Annotated in this window: 19 protein-coding genes and 4 pseudogenes; 4 read left to right on the forward strand and 19 right to left on the reverse strand. The window is 56.6% G+C overall.

Annotation, left to right across the window (positions count from 1 at the left end):
- Positions 1–34 precede the first annotated feature (34 nt).
- A pseudogene (uvrC, locus tag PACILC2_RS15465) lies at positions 35–1,899 on the reverse strand (excinuclease ABC subunit UvrC).
- A 160-nt stretch (positions 1,900–2,059) separates the two neighbouring features.
- Here uvrC and PACILC2_RS15470 point away from each other — a divergent pair.
- On the forward strand, positions 2,060–2,212 hold the full coding sequence (locus PACILC2_RS15470) for a YqzM family protein (protein ID WP_145977158.1): 153 nt from the start codon (positions 2,060–2,062) through the stop codon (positions 2,210–2,212).
- A 76-nt stretch (positions 2,213–2,288) separates the two neighbouring features.
- Here the strand turns inward: PACILC2_RS15470 and PACILC2_RS15475 are convergent, their stop codons facing one another.
- From PACILC2_RS15475 to PACILC2_RS27045, 8 genes and pseudogenes are all read right to left on the reverse strand, one after another.
- A complete protein-coding gene (locus PACILC2_RS15475) occupies positions 2,289–3,122 on the reverse strand; it encodes a carbohydrate ABC transporter permease (RefSeq protein WP_213529361.1) in 834 nt (277 codons plus the stop codon).
- A gap of 9 nt (positions 3,123–3,131) precedes the next feature.
- Positions 3,132–4,078: pseudogene (locus PACILC2_RS15480) on the reverse strand (carbohydrate ABC transporter permease).
- Positions 4,079–4,108: 30 nt separating this feature from the next.
- Entirely contained in the window at positions 4,109–5,431 is a 1,323-nt protein-coding gene (locus PACILC2_RS15485) for an ABC transporter substrate-binding protein (RefSeq protein ID WP_062491560.1), read from the reverse strand.
- A gap of 182 nt (positions 5,432–5,613) precedes the next feature.
- Positions 5,614–6,672: a helix-turn-helix domain-containing protein gene (locus PACILC2_RS27025; protein WP_244863543.1), complete on the reverse strand. Its 1,059-nt coding sequence runs from the start codon at positions 6,670–6,672 to the stop codon at positions 5,614–5,616.
- On the reverse strand, positions 6,669–7,169 hold the full coding sequence (locus PACILC2_RS27030) for a response regulator (protein WP_244863544.1): 501 nt from the start codon (positions 7,167–7,169) through the stop codon (positions 6,669–6,671). Before PACILC2_RS27030 ends, PACILC2_RS27025 begins: the two co-directional genes overlap by 4 nt.
- Entirely contained in the window at positions 7,147–7,860 is a 714-nt protein-coding gene (locus tag PACILC2_RS27035; RefSeq protein WP_244863545.1) for a sensor histidine kinase, read from the reverse strand. The genes PACILC2_RS27030 and PACILC2_RS27035 overlap by 23 nt, the downstream gene beginning before the upstream one ends.
- A complete protein-coding gene (locus PACILC2_RS27040) occupies positions 7,857–8,042 on the reverse strand; it encodes a HAMP domain-containing protein (protein ID WP_244863546.1) in 186 nt (61 codons plus the stop codon). Before PACILC2_RS27040 ends, PACILC2_RS27035 begins: the two co-directional genes overlap by 4 nt.
- A 34-nt stretch (positions 8,043–8,076) precedes the next feature.
- On the reverse strand, positions 8,077–8,862 hold the full coding sequence (locus PACILC2_RS27045; protein WP_244863547.1) for a cache domain-containing protein: 786 nt from the start codon (positions 8,860–8,862) through the stop codon (positions 8,077–8,079).
- A 310-nt stretch (positions 8,863–9,172) separates the two neighbouring features.
- On the opposite strand from PACILC2_RS27045, the gene PACILC2_RS15500 reads away from it, so the two are divergent.
- Entirely contained in the window at positions 9,173–9,385 is a 213-nt protein-coding gene (locus tag PACILC2_RS15500) for a dihydrofolate reductase family protein (protein WP_213529362.1), read from the forward strand.
- Between the two features lie 41 nt (positions 9,386–9,426).
- Here PACILC2_RS15500 and dnaI read toward each other — a convergent pair whose 3' ends face one another.
- The 3 genes and pseudogenes from dnaI to PACILC2_RS15515 form a co-directional block, all read right to left on the reverse strand.
- Positions 9,427–10,401 carry a primosomal protein DnaI gene (dnaI, locus tag PACILC2_RS15505; RefSeq protein WP_213529363.1) on the reverse strand — a complete coding sequence of 325 codons (975 nt, stop codon included), beginning with the start codon at positions 10,399–10,401 and terminating at the stop codon, positions 9,427–9,429.
- 14 nt (positions 10,402–10,415) lie between these two features.
- Positions 10,416–11,938: pseudogene (locus PACILC2_RS15510) on the reverse strand (replication initiation and membrane attachment family protein).
- Positions 11,939–12,184: 246 nt separating this feature from the next.
- Positions 12,185–12,433, reverse strand: a complete 249-nt coding sequence (locus PACILC2_RS15515; protein WP_213529364.1) for a YuiB family protein — start codon at positions 12,431–12,433, stop codon at positions 12,185–12,187.
- Positions 12,434–12,647: 214 nt separating this feature from the next.
- On the opposite strand from PACILC2_RS15515, the gene hemQ reads away from it, so the two are divergent.
- Complete coding sequence (gene hemQ, locus PACILC2_RS15520; protein ID WP_062491544.1) at positions 12,648–13,400, forward strand: hydrogen peroxide-dependent heme synthase; 753 nt, start codon at positions 12,648–12,650, stop codon at positions 13,398–13,400.
- A gap of 100 nt (positions 13,401–13,500) precedes the next feature.
- On the opposite strand, the gene PACILC2_RS15525 is transcribed toward hemQ, so the two are convergent.
- Together PACILC2_RS15525 and PACILC2_RS15530 are read right to left on the reverse strand one after the other, a co-directional pair.
- Entirely contained in the window at positions 13,501–13,764 is a 264-nt protein-coding gene (locus PACILC2_RS15525; protein WP_062491542.1) for a hypothetical protein, read from the reverse strand.
- Positions 13,764–14,956, reverse strand: a pseudogene (locus PACILC2_RS15530) (NAD(P)/FAD-dependent oxidoreductase). Before PACILC2_RS15530 ends, PACILC2_RS15525 begins: the two are co-directional and overlap by 1 nt.
- Positions 14,957–15,305: 349 nt before the next feature.
- Here PACILC2_RS15530 and PACILC2_RS15535 point away from each other — a divergent pair.
- A complete protein-coding gene (locus PACILC2_RS15535; RefSeq protein WP_256364511.1) occupies positions 15,306–16,304 on the forward strand; it encodes an NAD(P)/FAD-dependent oxidoreductase in 999 nt (332 codons plus the stop codon).
- Between the two features lie 370 nt (positions 16,305–16,674).
- Here the strand turns inward: PACILC2_RS15535 and PACILC2_RS15540 are convergent, their stop codons facing one another.
- From PACILC2_RS15540 to PACILC2_RS15560, 5 genes are all read right to left on the reverse strand, one after another.
- Positions 16,675–16,818, reverse strand: a complete 144-nt coding sequence (locus PACILC2_RS15540; protein WP_062491536.1) for a sporulation histidine kinase inhibitor Sda — start codon at positions 16,816–16,818, stop codon at positions 16,675–16,677.
- Between the two features lie 263 nt (positions 16,819–17,081).
- Positions 17,082–17,744, reverse strand: coding sequence for a YheC/YheD family protein (locus tag PACILC2_RS15545; protein ID WP_213529371.1), 663 nt, complete (start codon positions 17,742–17,744; stop codon positions 17,082–17,084).
- A gap of 225 nt (positions 17,745–17,969) precedes the next feature.
- Positions 17,970–19,151 carry a hypothetical protein gene (locus PACILC2_RS15550; RefSeq protein WP_213529365.1) on the reverse strand — a complete coding sequence of 394 codons (1,182 nt, stop codon included), beginning with the start codon at positions 19,149–19,151 and terminating at the stop codon, positions 17,970–17,972.
- A 52-nt stretch (positions 19,152–19,203) separates the two neighbouring features.
- The gene (locus PACILC2_RS15555; RefSeq protein ID WP_213529366.1) at positions 19,204–19,740 is read right to left on the reverse strand and encodes an ABC transporter permease; all 537 of its coding nucleotides are present in this window, start codon (positions 19,738–19,740) and stop codon (positions 19,204–19,206) included.
- A gap of 144 nt (positions 19,741–19,884) precedes the next feature.
- On the reverse strand, positions 19,885–20,527 hold a 643-nt coding region (locus PACILC2_RS15560; RefSeq protein WP_213529367.1), incomplete at its 5' end, for an ABC transporter ATP-binding protein.

The following is a 20,527-nucleotide window of genomic DNA, read 5'->3' on the forward strand; positions in this document are numbered from 1 at the left end:
GCTTCACGACAAAAAAGCGGGAGGCATCCGCAATTTACGGTTCCTCCCGAAGCGCCTCGATAATTTGCTTCGCCAGCTTGTCGCCGATGGACAGAGGCCGGAAATCTTCCACGCTGGCCTCTTTTATTTTTTGATCGAGCCGAAATGCTTCAGCAGCAGCTTGCGCCGCTTCTCGCCGATGCCGGGTATCGCGTCCAGCCGGGAGGCGATCATCGACTTGCCCCGCTGCTCCCGGTGGAACGTGACCGCGAAGCGGTGCACCTCGTCCTGAATGCGCTGCAGCAGGTAAAACTCCTGGCTGTCGCGCGGCAGCGGCACCACTTCCGCCGATTCGCCGACGATCAGCTGGGACGTCCGGTGCTTCGCGTCCTTCGCCAGACCGCAGACCGGAATCGACAGCCCGAGCTCGTTCTCCAGCACGTCGATCGCCGCCGCGATCTGACCTTTGCCGCCGTCGACGACGATCAGCTCCGGCAGCGGCAATCCTTCCTTCAGCACGCGCTCATAACGGCGCCGCACCACTTCCCGCATCGTCTCGTAATCGTCAGGCCCTTTCACGGTGCGCACCTTGTATTTCCGGTATTCCTTCCGGTCCGGCTTGCCGTCGGTAAAGACGACCATCGCCGATACCGGATTCGTCCCCTGGATATTGGAGTTGTCGAACGCCTCGATGCGCCGGATGTACGGCAGACCGAGCCATTGCGCGAGCCCCTGGACGGCTTTGACGCTCCGTTCCTCATCCCGCTCGATGAGCCGGAATTTCTCTTCCAGCGCCACTTTGGCGTTTTCTTCGGCCATCCGTACGACATCCCGCTTTTTGCCGCGCTTCGGCATGAACACCTTGACGTTCAGCCAATTTTGCAGCGCCGCGCAAACTTCTTCCGCATGGGTTCCGGCTTCGTCGTCTCCGGCCGGCAGCGGCAGAAAAATTTCCCGCGGCAGCGCCGGATTTTCGCTGTAATATTGCGAGACGAACGTCATAAAATCGTCATACGGCTCGCCGTAGAAAGGAAACGTCGTCGTATGACGCTCGATCAGCTTGCCTTGGCGCATGTACAAAATTTGCACGCACATCCAGCCTTTGTCGACGGCGAAGCCGAACACGTCCCGGTCAAGCGAGTCGGTGAGCGTAATTTTCTGCTTCTCCATCACGGCGTCGATCGCCGCGATCTGATCCCGGAACTCCTTGGCGCGCTCGAATTCGAGCGCTTCGGCCGCCGCCTCCATCTTGCGCTGCAGCTCAGCCTTCACTTCGTCATGACCGCCGGCGAGGAAGCGGGTAATTTCCTGCACCATCTTCTCGTACTTGTCCGGCTCGACCTCGAACTCGCACGGCGCGATGCATTGGCCGAGATGATAGTACAGGCATACTTTGTCCGGCAGCGTCTTGCATTTGCGCAAAGGATAAATCCGGTCGAGCAGCTTCTTCGTCTGCTGTGCGGCAAAAGCGTTCGGATACGGTCCGAAATATTTCCCCTTGTCCTTGACGACGCGGCGCGTCACCTCCAGACGGGGATGCCGCTCGTTCGTAATTTTGATATACGGGAACGACTTGTCGTCCTTGAGCAGCACGTTATAGCGAGGGTGATGTTTCTTGATCAGATTGCACTCGAGGATGAGCGCCTCCATGTTGTTCGCGGTAACGATATATTCAAAATCGCGGATTTCCGAGACGAGCCGCTGCGTCTTCCCGTCATGGCTGCCGTTGAAATAGGAGCGGACGCGATTTTTCAGCACTTTCGCCTTGCCGACGTAAATAATTTTGCCTTCGGCGTTTTTCATCAGATAACATCCCGGCTGATCCGGGAGCAGCGCCAGCTTGTGCCGGATATGTTCGGCCGACTGCTTGCGCGCTTCTTCCGATTGCGGCGCTTCTTCATGAACCGGCCGTTCTTCCATTTGACTTCCGTTCCTTTCCGTAGAGAATCTGTAACCTATTGTACCACAGCCGCCCGGAATCGGTCGAAATCTCTGTGCCCGAAATCCGTTTATCTTTACAATAATCCGTTCGTTTGGGTATACTAAGGGGAGCGATTGACTGAAGGAGGAGCTGTCATCCATGCAGAACGCCAACGTATCCGATCCTCGGCAGCATGTGAATGAGGAACCGCGCAACGACTTCCTCGACCTCGTCGTCGGCTTCGGCGGCATGGCCACGTTTATGGTCGTCGTGTTCACTGTCGCTGTCATCGTGAAATTTATTATTTCCTGAACGGCAGCGCACAGGCAAGAAGCTCCGCAACCGTCCTTTCCGGACCGGTGCGGAGCTTCTTGTTGTATCCGGCTGTTCAGCCTTTGATGCCGGACAGCGTCACGCCTTCGATAATATAACGCTGGCCGATAATATATACGATCAGGACGGGAATGAGCGCGATCGACGCGCCGGCCATCATAAGCGTCCAGTCCGTGGCGTACATGCCCCGGTACAGGTTCAGCATCATCGGCACGGTGAACTTGTCCGGACTGTTCAGAAAAATGAGCGGATAAAAGAAGCTGTTCCACATGCCGAGGAAGGTGAAGATGCCGAGCGCCGACAAGGCCGGCTTGATCAGCGGCAGCATGATGCGCCAGTAGATCGTCCAGCGATGCGCGCCGTCCACGATCGCCGCCTCCTCCATTTCCTTCGGAATTCCTTTGAAAAACTGCCGCAGCAAGAACACCCCGAACGCATTCAGCATCGAAGCCGGCACGATGATCGATAAATGCGAATCGAGCCAGCCGAATTCCTTCAGCATCAGGTAAAGCGGAATGATCGTCACTTGCCCCGGCACCATCATCGTCGCCAGAAACAGGATGAACAGCGGCTCGCGCAGCGGAAACCGGACTTTCGCGAAAGCGTAGGCCGCCATCGAGCAGGTGAGCAGCTGCATGACGACGACGATGACGTTGATATAGAAGCTGTTGAAGTAAGCGCGGCCGAACGGCAGCGCCGTCAATGACGTTTTGAAGTTGGTCCAGATGAACGGATCGGGAATCCACTTCGGCGGTACGATAAACACTTGCGACAAATCTTTGAGCGCGCTGAGCACCATCCATACGAACGGCAGCGCCATCAGGCAGGCTCCCAAAATCAGCACAAGATGAAGCGCGATCGCCGACAGGCGTATAACTCTGGTCTGCATGGCAACCTCCTAGTCTTCGTAATGAACCCAACGCCGCGACATGCGCATCTGAAACAGCGTCAGCGACAAAATGATAATGAACAGGGTAACGGCCGCCGCCGTGCTTTTGCCGAATGTAAAGTCGACGAATGCCGTTTCGTATATATGAAACACCATCGTATAGCTCGCTTTGGCCGGTCCGCCGGACGTCATGACGAACGACTGGTCGAACACCTGGAACGAGCCGATAATGGTCATAATGGTCACGAAGAAGGTTGTAGGCGACAGCAGCGGCACGGTGATATGTCTCAGCTGCTGCCATTTGCTGGCGCCGTCGATCTGCGCCGCTTCGTAATAGGAGGCCGAAATGCCCTGCAGACCGGCAAGAAACAGCACCATGTTGCCGCCGATCCCCATCCAGATGCTCAGGATCGCGATGGACGGCATGACGAACCGGGTATCGGTCAGCCAGCGCGGCCCTTCGATGCCGAACCATTCCTTCAAATACAGATTGATCAGGCCGAAATCGGCGTTGAACAGCCACATGAAGACGACGGCGACGGCGACGGACATCGTAATGTTAGGCATGAAATAGATGAGCCGGTACAAAATTTTCCCCGCACCCGGTTCAGCCCGATCGCGACGAGCATCGCGAGCAGAATGCCGGTCGGCACCGTCAGCACCGTATAATAAAGCGTATTGACAAGCGCGATGCGAAACTCCTCGTCCTTGAACTGCATCATGAAATTTTCGAAGCCGATAAATTTCCGTTCCCCGAAGCCGTCCCATGTCATCAAGCTGAGCACAAAGGACGATACCAGCGGGATGAGCGAAAACAGCAGCAAGCCGATCAATTGGGGGGTGATGAACAGGAAGCCCCACAGGCTGTCCGCCGTCTTCGTCTTGATCGCCGGCCTTCCGGCGTCCGGCGTTAAGGAGGGCGGGGCTCCGGTCCCCGCCGCCGTTCTTTCGTTCATATCGCTTCCCCTTTCCGTTTGCCCGAAGCGCTACTTGCCGCTGTTGTATTCCTCGATCATCCGGTTGGCCATATCCTGAATTTCCTTCAACGCCGCATCGAGCTCCCCGCCCTTGAGCCAGAGCGCCTCGAACTTCGACGTAATTTCCGAGCTGAGCCCCGGAATGCCCGCTTCGAACGGCGTCAGCGCATAGCCGATTTCACGCGCGTCCAGGAAGAACTGCGCATGCTCCGGCAAGTTGCCTTCCATGACGACCTCATCCGCGCCCTCTACCGACGGTACGGCGTTGCCGCCGCCCTGGAGGCGGAAAATTTGCCCTTCGCGGCTGACGAATTCGGACAGGAAGGTGTACGCCGCTTCCTTATGCTTCGTCGCCTTGTTCATGACCATATAGGCGGTCGCGATGCCGGCCGGCTCAATGCGGTTGCCGGTATTGGTCGGCCAGGTGACGATGTCGTATTCCAGACCGGTGTTCTGCTTGAACAGCGGCAAGTACCACCGTCCTGCGGCGACGAAGCCGACCTGGTTGGACATGAACATCGCATCCCCGCCCTGCCCTTTCGGCAGCGTGCCGGAGAACGTAATGTTTTTCGACTGGACGTTGTCGTACAGAAATTTGAACGCCTCCATCGCCTTCGGATCGTCGTAGGCGACGAATTTGCCTTCGTCGTTGTAAACTTTACCGCCGTTGGACGTTACCCAGCTGTGATAGCTGCCCCAGCCGTTATCCAGCACGTAGCCGTATTTCCCGGCCTCGCGGATTTTGTCGGTCATCGCCTTGAAGGCGTCCCACGTCCATTCGCCTCTCTCCTGCAAATCGGCCGGCATTTCGGTAACGCCCGCTTCCTTCAGCACCTTCTTGTTGTACCAGAGAATGAGCGGGTTGTTGTCGACCGCCACGCCGTAAATTTTGCCGTCCCGTTTGGCCGCTCCCCACAGCCCTTCGAAGAAGTCGTCCTCCTTGATAATGCTGCTCTCCGCTTGCATGAGCGGCGTCAATTCCTCGATGCTTTTGTTTTCGATCAGCTTCACGATCGTGCCGTCGCCCGCGTAGAACACGTCAGGCGCCGTGCCGCCGCTTAACTGCGTCAATATTTTTTGTTCGTATTCGCCGGGGATCGGAATCAGTTCCGCTTCAATGTCCGGATGCTTCTTGTTGAATTCTTTGGTGAAATCCTGGAATCTTGTCAATTCGCCGGGATTGCCCCAGGTTGCCCATTTGATCTTCACTTTCTCCTGCTTGCCGCCTTCCCCGCCTTCCGCGGCGCCGCCGCTTCCTCCCGATGCGCATGCCTGCAGCAGAACGGCCAACACAAGCGCCAGCGCAGCCAACGTACCTTTAACCTTCTTCATCTCCTATTCCCCCGTTTCGAATTCGTAATGGTTTCGGCCATATGCGCATTACTGTTGTAAACGCTTTAATTATAAAAAAACGTTCTCTCCTCCGTTAACTTCTTATGTTCCGAAATCGTGTCTTGTTTTCCGACTGTCCGTATTTCTTCCTTTACCGGAGAGCCCCTGATATTCCGCAGGCGTCATGCCGACCGTTTTTTGAACTGCTTGCTGAAATATTTGACATCGTTGAATCCGGACTGCTCCGCCACCTCGTACACGCGCAGCGACGAGTTGCGCAGCAGCTCCTTCGCCCGCTTCAGCCGCAAAGCGATCAAGTAGTCGATAAAGTTTTGCCCCGTTACCCGCTTGAACATTTCGCTGAAATAATTGCGGCTGACGCATACCCAGTCGGCCACCTGCTGCAGGGAGATCGACTCGGTGTAATGCTCTTCGATGTACTGCAGCGCCTGCATGACGATCCGCTCGTGCAGCGACCGGTTCGGCCGCGCGTTGTCGTCGAAGCTCCACAGCTCGCGGAAGCAGTTCCGGATATGGCGTTCGATATCCGCCTTGTAGCGCAGACGGCTCAGCTCGCAAATATGGCGGACCGCCTCCGCCCCGGCGCCCTTGCAGAGCGAGAACAGGCCCAGCAGTTCCTCCGCTTCCCGCATGACGCCCGTACGCGTGCGTTCACCGGGCGTCCATCTGGCGATCATCGCGTCCAGCTCCCGCTCCGCTTTCGAGCGGAACCCGGCGGTCAGCGCTTCCTTCAGCGCGTTCATCGCCGACATGCCGCTTTCGTCGTCAGAACCGCCCTTCTCGCGGCAGCCGGCGGTGCCATGGAAGCCGTCCTTATCCCGTTGTTCGGCCAGATGAAGCTTGCCCGGACCGGTGAAGAAGGCGTGGGCCAGCGCTTTCTTGGCTTCCGTATAGGCCTGGCGCAGCTTCTCGACTTCGCTGTGCGGGCGGCTTGCGGCAAGCGAATACGGATAAGCGGCGGCTCCTTCCTGCCGCTCCAGGAACGTCTCCGCTTGCTCGCGAAAGTGCTGGCCGCTCTCCTGCGCCGCGGGCACGAGCGCAAGCAGCATATCCTGCCGCAGCTGGACGGTCAGCGCCCCGGGGAACAGCTGTCCGAACCGCCGGCGGAGCGACTCTCCCTGTTCGGAGAGCGCATCCTCGTCCTCCGGCGCGGACGCTTCCGCCGCGTCGATGCCGCAAACGAGCATCCGGTACGGCCGGTCCGCCAAATACGCCTTCATTCGCGCCATCGCCTCCGTATGGCCGCAAAGCGCCTTGCACAGGCTTTTTCCAGCTCCTTCAGCTCCTCGCTCTCCTTCTGATCCTTGAAGCGTTCGATAATCCGCCGCTCCTCGCGCTCTTCCTCCTGCTTCGCCCGCATCCGGTCAAGCGCCGTCTTCAACGCTTCCGCGGTAAGCGTCGGCTTCAGAATATAGTCGGAGGCGCCGAGCCGAATCCCTTCGCGCACATATTCGAAATCGCTGTGGCAGCTGAGCAGCAGCACCTTGATCCACGGACACCGCGCCTTCGCGATGCGCGTCAGCTCCAGTCCGTCCATGACCGGCATGGCGATATCGGTAATGAGAATGTCGGCCTCCCCGTTTTCAATCCATTTCAACGCTTTCTGGCCGTTGGACGCTTCCCCTACCAGCTCGTAGCCCCCGTTCTCCCAATCGAACACCGACCGTATGCCGATTCTCGCCATTTTCTCATCGTCAACCAGCAGCACTCTGCACATGATGATCCCCCTTCAATTTCGTTAACGTGATCGTCACCTGCGTTCCCCGGCCTTGCTCGCTTGCGACGCTGATGCCGCACTGCTCGCCGTAGTAAAGTTGAACCGTCTGGTGCACATGGCGCAAGCCGATATTCGTCATGCCGCGGCTGCCGCGTTCCCCGTCCGTCGACAGCAACTGCTCCATTCTGCTGGGGGCGATGCCGACGCCGTCGTCCCGAATGGCGATGCGGATCTGCTCGCGTTCGGTCTCTTCGACGCGGATATCGATGACGCCGTCCTCGTCCTTCGGCGCAATGCCATGAAAGATGGCGTTCTCGACAATCGGCTGCAGCAGCATGCGCGGAATCGGCACGTTCAGCAGATGATCCGGGCAGTCGATCCGCAGCTCGATGCGATTGTCGTAGCGAAACTCCTGAATGATCATATATTTTTGCAGCAAATCCAGCTCTTCTCCCAGCCGGACGAATACGCCGTTTCGTTCGAGGCTGCCCTCCAGCAGCTGGACGAGCGAAGTTACCGCATTGTCGACATCGTTCGTCCGGCCCAGCTTCGCCAGCCAGCGGATCGAATTGAGCGTGTTGTAAAGAAAATGCGGATTAATCTGGTAGCGCAGCGCCCGGATTTCCGCCTTCTTCTTCTCCGATTCCTCCTCCGCGATGCGGGCGATGAGCAGCCCGATCTGATTGATCATTTGTTGAAGCTCCGCCCGAGCTGTCCGATCTCGCCCCGTCCGACGTTCGGGCTACGGACGGTCAGGTCGCCGGCTTCTCCCCGGCGCATGAGCCGGCTGAGGTCGACGAGCGGCTTGCCGATTTTGTGCGTTACAAAGTAGCCCATGGCGATCGCCAGCAAATCGAACCGAGCGTAATCCAAACCGTAATGTTGCGGATCGTCAACGAATCGGCGTTCAGTTCCTCCAGCGGCACGACGCCGACGACATGCCACCCGTTGTCCAGCATTTCGGGGATGAGCAGCATCCGATTTTCCCGAACATATGCTCGATCGCCCGGTCCGGCAGCGCGATGTCCGACGTTTCGCCGTACAACGCCGGATCGGGATGATAGAAATACCGGTTTTCGTCGTTCACGACATACGTATAGCCGGTATCGCCGAACTGAACGCGGTCCAGCTCGTCGATAAGCACATCGCCCATCACTTCGGCGAACAATACCCCGATAATATCGCCGGTCTCCCAGCTTTTGATCGCCCGGCCCATCCCGAACACCGGAAACCCGGTATTCGTTCCCTTGATATAGGAGGTGCGGGAAAGACCGAACCAGACCGTCCTCCCTTCGGCTTCCACAATCGCCTTGTACCAGCCGGAGTCCCACTGGTCGGGAGTCGACATGAGCGTATCGGAGCTGAGCACGGCGTTTTGCCTTTTCACGTCAAAAATGTTGATGTCGAGAATTTCCGGGGAATTGATCATGATGGAAGTGAGCAGCTCTTTGGCATCTTTGAGCAGCTGCTCCCTTTCGTACAGCGTCATCTCCTTTTTGGCTTCGAGAAAGCCGTGAATGTCTTTGCTGCTGAGCACCATCATCGAGGTATCGTCGAGCTTCTTGAAGAAAAGATTCAGCTTGTCGTTGACCTGGGTGATTGTCAGGGCCGCCACTTTCCCGACTTGCTCCTGCACGACGGAAGACGAAACGGAGTAGGATAACAGACCGCCGATCAGCACCGGCAGCGTCATTCCCGCGAAGAAAAAAGGAACAGTTGCACGACAATGGAATGAAGCTGAAAACGGTAGCGCATCATATTCGTCCCTCCTGCATTGGCGATGATGTAAGCTCGTGCTCTTATTTTAATCATCGCTGATAACGCTTTCAAAATGCTATGGAAAATTCCGTAACAGAAAGCGGCAGATCGGAAAAAATGCACCATCGCATCGCAGAGCGGGGTAAGGGACCAATCGCGGAAAACAAGACCGCAATCGGAAAGAAACTCTATTATTGAAGGGGATATAGAATAGCAGTATCTTAACTTTCAGAAGGAGAATAAAAATGAGAAAACTGATTGTTCAAGAGTTGGTCTCGCTGGACGGCTACTTCGCAGGACCAAACGGGGAGATCGATTGGCATGGCGTAGATGACGAGTATGGCGAATACGCGAACGGGCAAAGACGCTTCGTTCCGGGAGCGTTCAACTGTTTTACCGGCCGCTCGAACGAACATCGGGATCAACATAGCGGTACAAAACGATCCGGAGCGGGGTAACGTTCTTGGCGAACGCTTCCCCGCTCCGGATCGTTGCGGTTTTAATCGGCGGTTCGGTCCTTCCGCCAGCGCTTGTTCTCGCCGTTCACGGTGACCGGCTCGACGAACGGGCGGATGCGGTCCATCAGCCGCTGTCCTTTGTGCAGCTCGTCGCCGTCGCGATTGGTAAAGCTGAAATGGCGCTCGAGCGCGTCGAGATCATAATTGGACGTATAAAACGTCGGTTTCCGTTCCATCCGGTAGTTCAGAATCGGCCCGAGAACGTGGTCGCGCACCCACGGATTCAGATTCTCCGCGCCGATATCGTCGAAGACGAGCAGATCGGTCTGCTTCATCAGCTCGACCGTCTCCCGCAGACGGCCGGGCTCGTTCAGCATCGACTTCAAATCTTCGACGAATTCGGGCATGTAGACGATAATGCCGGAATAGCCCGCTTTGGCCAGCTCGTGCAGCATATAACACATCAGAAACGTCTTCCCGGTGCCGAAGTGGCCGGCCAGGTACAGCCCTTCCTGCTGCAGCCCTTCGGCTTTCGTCTTGTCGATATAGCGCAGAATGCGCCCGACCGCTTCGCTCCGTTTCAGGTCCGCCGTCAATATTTCGTCCGCCGAGTAGCCCTGCCGCAGCGCCCGGTCGTCCATATAAAAGCTGCGTATCCGGCTGCGGATGCGTTCCTCATTCCGGCGGGCCAGCAGCTTTTTGCACGCGACTTTGCGGTCGACGAGCTGCGCCGGACCGCCCGCACCCCCTTCAAAGGAAAGCAGCGTATAGTGGCCCTCCAGATCGTTGGGACAGCGATCGAGCCCCGGACAGGCGGAGCATTGCCGGTATTCTTTCACATATTGATAAACCCGGTTCAGGTTCAGGCGAATGGCATGCTCGTCGAGCTCCGGATGTTTCATGCGCAGCTTCGCGACGAGCGGGTCGGCCATCAGCTCCGCCACCTTCTTCTCCGTACGCTCGGAGATGGCGCCTCCGCCCCGCCATTGCTTCAACAAATCGCTCAGCGATTCCATTCGCTGTCACCTCCTCAGGATTGTCCGTCCAGCTTGCGGGCCAGCTTGCGCAGCTCTTCCAGCCGCTCCGGCGAAATCGAAGCCGTATCGCCGGTATCCTGAACGATCGGGATCGCCGGCTTGCGCGACCCCGTTCCCCCGTTTCGGCCGGACCTGCTTGCGCGGCTTCTTCCGGCGGCGCCGGTCTTCGCCGCGGTTTGCTGCCGCTCCTTCTCCGCTTCCAGCCCGATCTGCTCGCGCACGTAGCCGACCGCCTTCTCGAACGTGTCGATCCGCTTGACCAGCATGTTCGCCGCCACCGCGTCGATAAACGCCCGGGTAACCCGCTGCGCGTCGTTCATGCCGATGACGTAATGGATGAGCACATTGATGACCGGCGCGGGAAGCCGATAATTCAGGTCGATGCGCTCGAACACGCGGTCAAGCCATTCCGGCACGGCGCCGGGGAAAAAACGCTGGATAAACCGGGTATGCGGCTCGTTGCGCATCAACATGTTGTATTGATGAATATCGCAACGCCCGGCGAGCTGCGCCGGCACGGGCAAATAATGCTCCGCCATGACCGGGAACTCCTCCGGCGCCTGATCGGACGAACCCGCCTCCGCCTCGCCCCTGCCCTGCGTGCGCGCCAGATAGCGCTCGCGTTCCTCTTCGCGCTTCCGGTCCTGCCGGTACAGCTGATTCGCCTTCATCTGCAGCTCGTCGACGAGCAAAGCGCCGTTTGCATCGAACATGCCGTCTTCGTCCAGCAGCCGGCACAGATCCGCCGCATCGAGCGAATACTTGTAGGCGACGTAATTCACTTGCGCGAGCATGTCCGCATCGGTCCGCATCCGCTCCACATACCGGCGGTTGGCCGAATTGCGCGGGAACCGCATAATGATGTCCCCGTATGCGATGCCCGCCGTCGCAAGCGGCGGAGGCGCGGCGCCCTGGCGATCGGGCGCCACCTCCGCGAGCGCCTGTTCGAGCTCGGAGTCGTACGCATGCGCGTTAAGCCGGAACAGCTCATAGAACGGGACGGATATGTTCTCCCGCTCCAGCTTCACTTGCGCCAGCTCGTCCGGCTCCTTCGCCGCGAACGACTCCCGCAGCGCGATGACGGCATATTTGCCGACCTTGTCCGTCAGCAGAAGCGCCAGATGCTGGTTGCGGAAAATTCGTCCGGCGAAAGCGGTGCGATCAGCTCGTATTCGTAGACGAAATCGTCGTTGTCCGGCACGAACAGCCGGGACGTCTGCAAGAGGCCGACCGCCTCCAGACGGGAGGCGTCCGCGATCAGCCGCTTGCGACCGCGTTCGTTCATGTCGAGTCCGAGCCCGAGCAGCAGCTTGCGCTGCTGCTCCAGCGACGAATAGCCTGTGCGGCCTTCCGCCACATGATGGTACAGAAGACGGTACAGCGAAATCGCGGATGCTCCGATCATCGGCTGATAAACGTGGGACAGCATATGTTCGTCGAGGGGACTTAGCGAAAATCCCCGAAATATGTAGTAACGGTGATGCTCGGTGAAATGATGCAAATTCGCGATGCGCATGGCATCTTCTCCACTTCTCCATGAGACTTTCTATTATTCTATCATAAACGGGCGGCCGGAGCGATGCGCTGGAAAGGTTTTATAACCGCGCCGGCGCCGGCCGGCTTCGCGCGTTTCGACGAATTTCTCCTTTGCGCGGCCTGTTCTCGCCCAAAATCGCGCACAACAAAAAGCGCACGCCAACCGCCTGCGGCATCCCGCTGAAAAGTTGGCGTACGCCTTTGCTTCGAACGAACATGTTCATTGTCAAAACATTTTGTACCCGCCGCGGCGCAGCGCACGGATCGTCCAGCCGCTGAAGTAGGCGCCGACCAGCGCGGCAATAGCCGGCAGCATATCGACAAACGTAAAGGCCGTAAAGTTTTCGACAAAAGACGCGTCCTCGTTCCAGGTCGCCCATATGCCGAGCGGCAGCAGTACGATGATAAACAAATAAATCGGAAACCATGTCGTTTTCAAAAGCATATTCAATATGAATCCGATGCCGAACATCATGACAAAAACAGCAGCATCGCCACAATGATTTGCAGCATGTCGTCTTCCCCTTTCGCTTCTCAGTACAGTTTAAAGAATGTCTTGGCCGAAGTCAATTTGCGATATCCTTTTGTCACAAGACCGTCATTTGCTCCCGCCGGCCGCATTACGTTACAATAACAGCAACGCAACCATCCGGTACAAACGACCCGGTATTGATAAGGAGTGAACGAACATGAGTGAAGCGGCACAAACGCTGGAAGGCTGGTATGCGCTGCACGATTTTCGCGCCATCGACTGGACGGCCTGGACTTCCGCATCCGAAAGCGAGCGGCAGCAAGCGGCGGAGGAGCTGGAGAGCTTAAGACGGGAGTGGGCCGGCACGGAAGAAGCAAAGCAAGGCAGCACCGCTTTCTACGCCATCGTCGGACAAAAGGCGGACTTCATGCTCATGCATCTGCGCGAAACGCTGGAGGAGCTGAACGAGCTGGAAACCGCGTTCAACAAAACGTCATTCGCCGCCTTTACCCGGCCGGCGTATTCCTATGTAAGCGTTGTGGAGCTGAGCAACTATATGGGACAACCCGGCGTCAACCCGCTGGAAATTCCCGAAGTGGCCGCCCGCCTGAAGCCGATTTTGCCCAAGACGAAGCATGTCTGCTTCTACCCGATGAACAAGCGCAGAAGCGGCGCGGACAACTGGTATATGCTGAGCATGGATGAACGCCGCGCCATGATGCGCAGCCACGGCATGATCGGCCGCCAATACGCCGGCAAGGTCAAGCAAATCATTACCGGCTCCGTCGGTTTCGACAATTGGGAGTGGGGCGTCACGCTGTTCGCGGACGATGCGCTGCAATTCAAGAAGCTCGTCTATGAAATGCGCTTTGACGAGGTCAGCGCCCGCTTCGGCGATTTCGGCGATTTCTACGTCGGCAACCTGCTGACGGATGAAGGACTGCGCCGGATGTTGAGCGTTCGGCAGTAATCCCGTCTGCGGGACAACAAAGGCTTTGTACGGCAGCCGCCTTTTGCGCGGTGGCCGTACAAAGCCTTTTCGTTTCGAGTCAGTAAGTCTTCGCGTCGAATCAGTCTTCGCGCTCTTCCGCGCTTTCCGTCTCCAGCCTTTTGGCCTCCAAATATTCCCGGGTCGCGCGGTCGCGGGCGCGTCCCTTCTCCTTGAGCCGTTCGATAGCCGGCTGAATGAGCAGGTCGATCTCATGCTGCACCGTATAAGCCAGATCGTAACGGTTCGCCGATTCCAGGAACGCTCCGACTTCCATGAGCGCGTTGTACCGGTCAAGCTCGTCTCTCGTCAGCAATCCCCTGACTTGTACGCTGCAGTGGCGCATCAGAAAAACTTGCCTTTCCGCAGCACGAGCGGGATGCCGCCGATAATGAACAGATAGCGAAGATCGATCAGCTTCTTCAGCCACGCGGCGACGCGGCCTTTGTATTTCTTCCCGAACGCGATGCCGATCGCTTCTCCCTTGCCGAGCGAAGCGACAGTTCCTTTATTGTGGAACTCGAATTTTTTGAGCGGCTGATTGCGAATCGAAGCGACGAGATTATGCGCGCAGGTCACGCCTTGCTGCATGGCGATTTGCGCGGTCGGCGGATACGGGCGCCCTTCCGGATTGAAGATGATCGAATTGTCGCCGACGATATAGATGTTCTCGTGGCCGGGGGCGCGCAGAAACTCGTCGACCTTGACGCGGCCGCGCATCGTCTCGAATCCGGCTTCTTCGATCAGCCGGTTGCCCCGGATGCCGCCGGTCCAGATCACCGTCTGCGCACGGATCTCTTCACCCTCGCCGACGACAACGCCGTCGGGGGTGCATTCTTTAATGGCCGTCCCGATCCGGAACGTCACGCCTTTTTCCTCAGCACTTCCATCGCATACTCCACAAGCTCCGGATCGAATCCCGGAAGCGCGGTCGGCGCAGCTTCCACGTTGTAAATTTTGACGAGCGAAGGATCGACGTCAAATTGCTTGCACAGCACCGGAATGCGGTCGGCCAGCTCGCCGACGAATTCGATGCCCGTAAAGCCGGCACCGCCGACGACGAACGTCAAATAATCGGTACGGTGCGGCTCGCGCTTGTAGCGGGCAAAGCAATATTCGATATGTTCGCGGATAAGCCGAACCGAGTTGATGCTGCGAATGTTCATCGCATGTTCGGCCAGTCCCGGAATGCCGAACGTCTCCGGTTCGCCGCCAAGACCGATCACCAGGTAATCGTAAGACAATGTGCCGTCTTCGAGAATCACCTTTTTGTCCTGGAGACGGATTTGGACGACCGTCGACTTGACAAAATCGATTTTGAACTCGTCGATCAGCTTGGAAATGCTAACGCGCGCATTCTCCGGATTGTCAGTCCCGGCAGCCGGCATATGCAGATGTGTCGTAATATAATGGTAGTCATGCTTGTTGACCAGCGTGACGTCGGCCTCGTTATAGTTCAGTTCCTTCTGCAGACGAAGCGCGGTCAGTACGCCGCCGTAGCCGGCGCCCAGAATGACAATCTTCGGTATATTGCTCATGCAGTATCCCTTCCATTCCCAATTGATCTTTGTTCTGTTTCTTCATTAAATCATCTGTGAAAAACATCACTTTGTGAAAAATTACACAATCTCGGTTGAAATTATTTTATGTTAGCTTATGCAAATGAATGGCCCGCTATCAGGGCATATGACGTTGCCAAAATGCCGTAAAGCGGCACTTCTGCCGTTTGCTTTTGACATCATACAAAGTTTTGGATAAAAGATCAAGGGCAAAATATACGAAAATGTTTAGAATAACATACAAAACTCTTATTTCCTTCGGCTGCCGCATAACGTTATAATGAAAAATAATGAAAATTCAAAAGAGAAAGAAGTGGAGGTGCCACCTGTGTCGAATGCGCAACCCGATTCAATTGTCGATTTTATTATTATCGGCGGAGGACCGGCTGGCATGTTCGCCGCTTTCTACGGCGGCATGCGCCAGGCGTCCGTCAAGCTGATCGAAAGCATGCCTCAGCTCGGCGGCCAACTCGCCGCGCTGTATCCGGAAAAATATATTTACGATGTGGCCGGATTTCCGAAGGTTACCGCTCAGGAACTGGTTAACCGGCTGCAGAAGCAAATGGAGCTTTTCGATGCGGAGATTTGCCTGGAAGAGCAAGTCGTGCAAGTTATCAAACACGACGAGCGGCTGTTCGAGGTCGTGACGGACAAAGGACGCCATTACGCCAAAGCCGTCATCATAACGGCAGGCGTCGGCGCTTTCCAGCCGCGCAGGCTGGAGCTGCCGGAAGCGGCCGCTTTCGAAAAGAAAAATCTGCATTATTTCGTAGGCGACCTGCAGCAGTTCAAAGGCCAGAAGGTGCTGATTTGCGGCGGCGGCGATTCGGCGGTCGACTGGGCGTTAATGTTGGAGCCGATCGCGGAAAGCGTGACGCTCATTCACCGGCGTGACCGGTTCAGGGCGCATGAACACAGCGTTGAGAACTTGATGAAATCGCGCGTCAACGTGCTGACGCCGAAGGAAATTACCGCGCTGCACGGCACCGACCGGATCGAACAGGTCACGATCGGCGATATCAAGACGAAAGAGACGCAGACGATCGATGTCGACGCCGTTATCGTCAATTTCGGTTTCGTCTCGTCGCTCGGCCCGATTGCCGAATGGGGACTGAATATCGAAGGCGGCTCCATCGTCGTCGACTCCCGAATGCAAACGAATATCCCCGGCATCTTCGCGGCGGGGGATATTACGACTTATCCCGGCAAGCTCAAGCTGATCGCCGTCGGCTTCGGCGAAGCGCCTACCGCGATCAACAACGCCAAAGTGTATATCGATCCCGATGCGAGGCTGTCGCCCGGACATAGCAGCAATATGAAGCTGTAACATCCGCCTGAATCCGAATAACGCATGATGGGGTATCCTAACCTTGCCGCACTATTTCCTAAACGTTTTGCCATGTGAAGCGCAGCTAGGAGGATACCCCTTATGTTATGTCCGATCTGCAATGGATTTCAGCAACTGAATGTGAGGTGTGCATCCTGCGGGAAAATGGCGGATGATTGCGGTCGCCCGTCGGATTGGACAGGGCCGTATGCGCCTTACGAGCCGATTGCCGAGTACGATCCCGTTTCCGCGTCTGCGGACGGTATATGCCGGCATATCGCCTATTGTTCACACTGCCGCGATTGGTTTGAGGTATCGGTTGCAAGTTCGCAAATGTGATTGGTGTAGCGAGCGGTTGTCAGGGCGTTTGTCAGGCGCCGATTTCATAAGCTTCCGGATTAATTTTTCTCCGCTTCAATTCGATTGCCAGAAGACGAATAAATTCGGGATCCAGCTTGTATTGAATCGCGGCGAAATACGTATCGACCAGAAGCTCGTCAGAAAGCAGCTCCATTTCCTCCACCCCTTCCCGGAAAACAATTCCTGAACTTTTTCCATCCTCATCTTAGCATGTCTCGAAACGACGGAACAAGCGTTCTAATTATCCACAATATGATGTGGACAGCTTGTGCACAAGATGTGGGTATTCGTCGAAAATAAGGAATCACAATGGGGACAATGTGGATAGTGTTATTCACAATCGGGTTTGCAGACCATTTTCATAAAAACTTCAATACTATCAAACAATGCTATCAATCTTTTTAATCGTCTATGCTGTTATTGAGGTCTCGTATTCACTTCAAATATCCAGATCTTTCCGTTTTTATCGATTCCATAATCGTATCCGAACTGGCTGAGTCCGGGAAACCGGCTCGTCAGCACATGGGTCGACAGCTCTGTCAACTTGCGCATTTCCCTTTTTTTACTCTTGACCATCGACTTCGAAAACGAGCGGGAAATGCCTTGCGCCGCCGTCAGCATCGTTCCGCCCTGGCACAGGTTGGTGACGAACAAGCCGGGACGCGCTACCCTGCCCACCATCGAACGGTACTTCCACCTGCCGCCCTCTTTGACATATTTGACGCGGTAATCAATCGGACGGCCGCCGACCGTCGCCAGCCAGATGCCTTTCTGGATCAAATATTTGCGGCCATTCCGTTTCGAATCGAGCGCTCTGCCCAGCGCGGCGAAGCTGGAGAAGCGGTGCGTTTTCATATGCTGCGTATACGAATAGCCGCCGCCTTCCGCTGACACTTTGATGACACCATGGCCCCCGCCTCCCCGGACCGGCTTGATGACGACCATCCCATGCGTCTTCAGCATGCTCTTTAAATTTTCCGCATTATACATTCTCGTCGGCGGAATATGCGGCGCAATCCGGGGATGCGACAGCAGCGCCTTCGTTTTGGCCCATTTGCTCGCAAGCTGGCGACCCTGCACCTTAACCGGCGCCGCATGCGCCGCTACGTTCGGTTCCTCCGCGGGCAGTATCGTTTCTCCACCGGTATCGGCAACCGTATCAGACATATCCTTCATCTCCCTTTCTATTGTCCTCTACTATACCTTATGCCGCGGAGACACTCACCTCTTGGATGAATGCCGTGGTGAGAAGCCTTATCCTTATTTTGTTAGAATTCAAGATTGCAAGAGGGCGTCCAGTACCGGTTACACCGGCAATTTTCTCCGAATGCTTCTCATATAATTGCGGCTCGTCACCGCAAAATAGATAGCTTGCAAGGTGAAATAGATCAGCAGAATAGTAGCGGCGTACCGCAAAGCGTCGATATGCATAATCTTGCCGAGCGGAATCATGGCGAACGACGTGTGAACGGCTCCGACGAGACCGGGCACGAGAAACTGAATGCCGATTTGCGTCGCCGCGATGCGGCGGATTTCGCCGATCGTCATGCCGATGCGGGTTAATGCCCGAAATGTCGCCAAATCGTCTTGCAGCTCGGTAAACAGCTTGAAATAGATCAGGCTTCCGGATGCGATGAAGAACACCGCACAAATAAAGACGCCGACCAGCAGGGCCTGTCCTGTCTGCTGCCGCATTTGGGCATAATCGTCGACACGGCTCGTCATCGTCTGCTTGGTCCGGTACTGCTCGGGGATCGACTGCCTGATTTTGTCCACCGTTTCTCCCGCCGTCTTCCAGTCTTTGATCTCGAATCCGTAAGCCGCAAGCCGCTCATGCTGCGGCGTGGCGGCCAGCCATTGCGCATATTGTTCGTCCCGGACGACAAGCGTATAGGTGAAAGGACCGATTGGAGGCAGCACCGGCCGGTGCGAGAAACCGGCAACCGCATAATGGAACGTACGGCCGTCCGCCGTTCCCGTTACCCTCTCCGGCGTGTACCAGTTCATATAGTAAGGCAGGATCAAATAGCTTTCGCCTTGACTGAGCGCAATCGTCTCCCGGCCGAGCGTCCGGGCCAGCCGGTTGTAATCGGTCCCGGAAATGGCGACAGCGGCGCTTTGCAGCGTAATGACTCCGCCATTTCGCAGCTCGTAACGGTCCAGATGGATCGGCACGGCGACGGCGCGCGCCTCATAAGCCAGCTGTCTTCCGTCCTGCCCGATCATCTGTCTGATCATTTCCGGATCCGCCACCAGCCGGGACGTCTCCCCGACTTCATAATAGCCGATCGTATACGGCGTGCCGTACAGCAGACTGTCCCTGTTCATCCCGAGAATAACGCACACCGTGCTGGCCGCCGTCAGTACAACCGCGCCCAATATGGCGTTTAAGAACAGTATGCGGGCATTGTCCTTCAGCTTGTACGCCAATTGGGAGACGACGATCATATTCGTCCGGTCGTAGTACAGCCGTTTCCGCTTCTGCAAAAACGGATTAACGCCACGCTGCACTGCGTAAACAGAAAATAGGTTCCGATCGTCACCAGTCCCGTGACGGGAAGGATGAGCACCCCGACGGTATGCTCGTCGGCTGCGACCGCGAGCCCGTATCCGCTACCGAGACAGACCGCCGCGAGCGCAACGAGCCATCCGGAAAAACCGGCTCCGGCTTGGGCATGCGCGCTTCCTTGAGCAGACCGGCTATTTCGGTGCGGCCGATCCGGACGAGCGAAAGCGCCGTAATCGCCATGAACAGCAGCATAAAACCGCTTGCCGTCAGCCATACCGCCTCCGGCGGCACGTGAAACCGGATCGCCGCCTTCGTTCCGAGCAGAACGGAGAGCGCCATAAAGAACAGCTTGCTGAACAGAATGCCGAGTCCGATCCCGACGCCGGCGGATACGGCCGCCATTGCGGCATTTTCATAGAAGATGAGCCGGCGCAGCTGCCAGCGGGTCATGCCGAAAAGCGCGAGCAAGCCGAATTCCTTCTTGCGGGTCTTGAGCAGCGCCGAGTTCGCATACAGAATGAAGAAAAACGAAAAGACGCCGATCAAATATTCGCAGACGATCATCATTTTCGACACATTCTCGGCGGAGGCAATCTGACCGTTTCGCACTTCCGGGTGATAGATAAAGGCGGCATACAAATAAAAATGAAAACAGAGAAGACGCTGCTCAGAAAAAAAGCGCCGTACGAGCGCCAGTTTCCTCTCATATTGCTAAGCGCGAGCGATCGGAACGTCATCGAAATGTCCTCCCATCATGCTGAGGGCATCCAAAATTTGCTGAAAAAAGCTTTGCCGTCCGGTCCCCTTGCGGATTTCCGAGAAAAACCGCCCGTCCTTGATCAGGACGATCCGCTTGCAGTAGCTCGCGGAGAACGGATCGTGCGTCGCCATCAATATCGTGGCGCCCATCTGTTCGTTCAACTGCCGGAGCGCCTCCATGACGTCGCGGGCCGCTTTCGAATCCAGATTGCCCGTCAGCTCGTCGGCAAGCAGCAGGGAAGGCCGGTGAATCATCGCCCGGACAATCGCGGCGCGCTGCTTCTGACCGCCGGAAACCTCGTACGTCCGCTTCTCCAATATATCCTTAAGGCCCAGCATTTCGACATAAGGCTCCAGCGCTTCTTCGATCCGTTTCGGCGAAACGCCTTCGAGCACGAGCGGCAATATCATATTTTCCTTGATCGTGAGCGTATCGAGCAAATTAAAATCCTGAAAGATAAAACCGAGCTCCCGTCGGCGAAACAGCGCCAGCTTCTTGTCGTTCAACCGCATCGGATCGATTCCGTTCAGCTCGATCCGTCCGGAGGTCGGCTTGTCGATCGTCGACAGCACATTGAGCAGCGTCGTCTTGCCG

The sequence above is a fragment of the Paenibacillus cisolokensis genome (assembly GCF_018403665.1).
GTDB lineage: Bacteria > Bacillota > Bacilli > Paenibacillales > Paenibacillaceae > Paenibacillus_AH > Paenibacillus_AH cisolokensis.

Excerpts from the sequence above, each read along its gene's own strand:
- PACILC2_RS15470 (WP_145977158.1), top strand. The coding sequence starts at position 2,060 with ATGCAGAACGCCAACGTATCCGATCCTCGGCAGCATGTGAATGAGGAA.
- PACILC2_RS15475 (WP_213529361.1), bottom strand. The coding sequence starts at position 3,122 with ATGCAGACCAGAGTTATACGCCTGTCGGCGATCGCGCTTCATCTTGTG.
- PACILC2_RS15485 (WP_062491560.1), bottom strand. The coding sequence starts at position 5,431 with ATGAAGAAGGTTAAAGGTACGTTGGCTGCGCTGGCGCTTGTGTTGGCC.
- PACILC2_RS27025 (WP_244863543.1), bottom strand. The coding sequence starts at position 6,672 with ATGAAGGCGTATTTGGCGGACCGGCCGTACCGGATGCTCGTTTGCGGC.
- PACILC2_RS27030 (WP_244863544.1), bottom strand. The coding sequence starts at position 7,169 with ATGTGCAGAGTGCTGCTGGTTGACGATGAGAAAATGGCGAGAATCGGC.
- PACILC2_RS27035 (WP_244863545.1), bottom strand. The coding sequence starts at position 7,860 with ATGATCAATCAGATCGGGCTGCTCATCGCCCGCATCGCGGAGGAGGAA.
- PACILC2_RS27045 (WP_244863547.1), bottom strand. The coding sequence starts at position 8,862 with ATGACGCTGCCGGTGCTGATCGGCGGTCTGTTATCCTACTCCGTTTCG.
- PACILC2_RS15500 (WP_213529362.1), top strand. The coding sequence starts at position 9,173 with ATGAGAAAACTGATTGTTCAAGAGTTGGTCTCGCTGGACGGCTACTTC.
- dnaI (WP_213529363.1), bottom strand. The coding sequence starts at position 10,401 with ATGGAATCGCTGAGCGATTTGTTGAAGCAATGGCGGGGCGGAGGCGCC.
- PACILC2_RS15515 (WP_213529364.1), bottom strand. The coding sequence starts at position 12,433 with ATGATGTTCGGCATCGGATTCATATTGAATATGCTTTTGAAAACGACA.
- hemQ (WP_062491544.1), top strand. The coding sequence starts at position 12,648 with ATGAGTGAAGCGGCACAAACGCTGGAAGGCTGGTATGCGCTGCACGAT.
- PACILC2_RS15525 (WP_062491542.1), bottom strand. The coding sequence starts at position 13,764 with ATGCGCCACTGCAGCGTACAAGTCAGGGGATTGCTGACGAGAGACGAG.
- PACILC2_RS15540 (WP_062491536.1), bottom strand. The coding sequence starts at position 16,818 with ATGGAGCTGCTTTCTGACGAGCTTCTGGTCGATACGTATTTCGCCGCG.
- PACILC2_RS15555 (WP_213529366.1), bottom strand. The coding sequence starts at position 19,740 with ATGATGATCGTCTGCGAATATTTGATCGGCGTCTTTTCGTTTTTCTTC.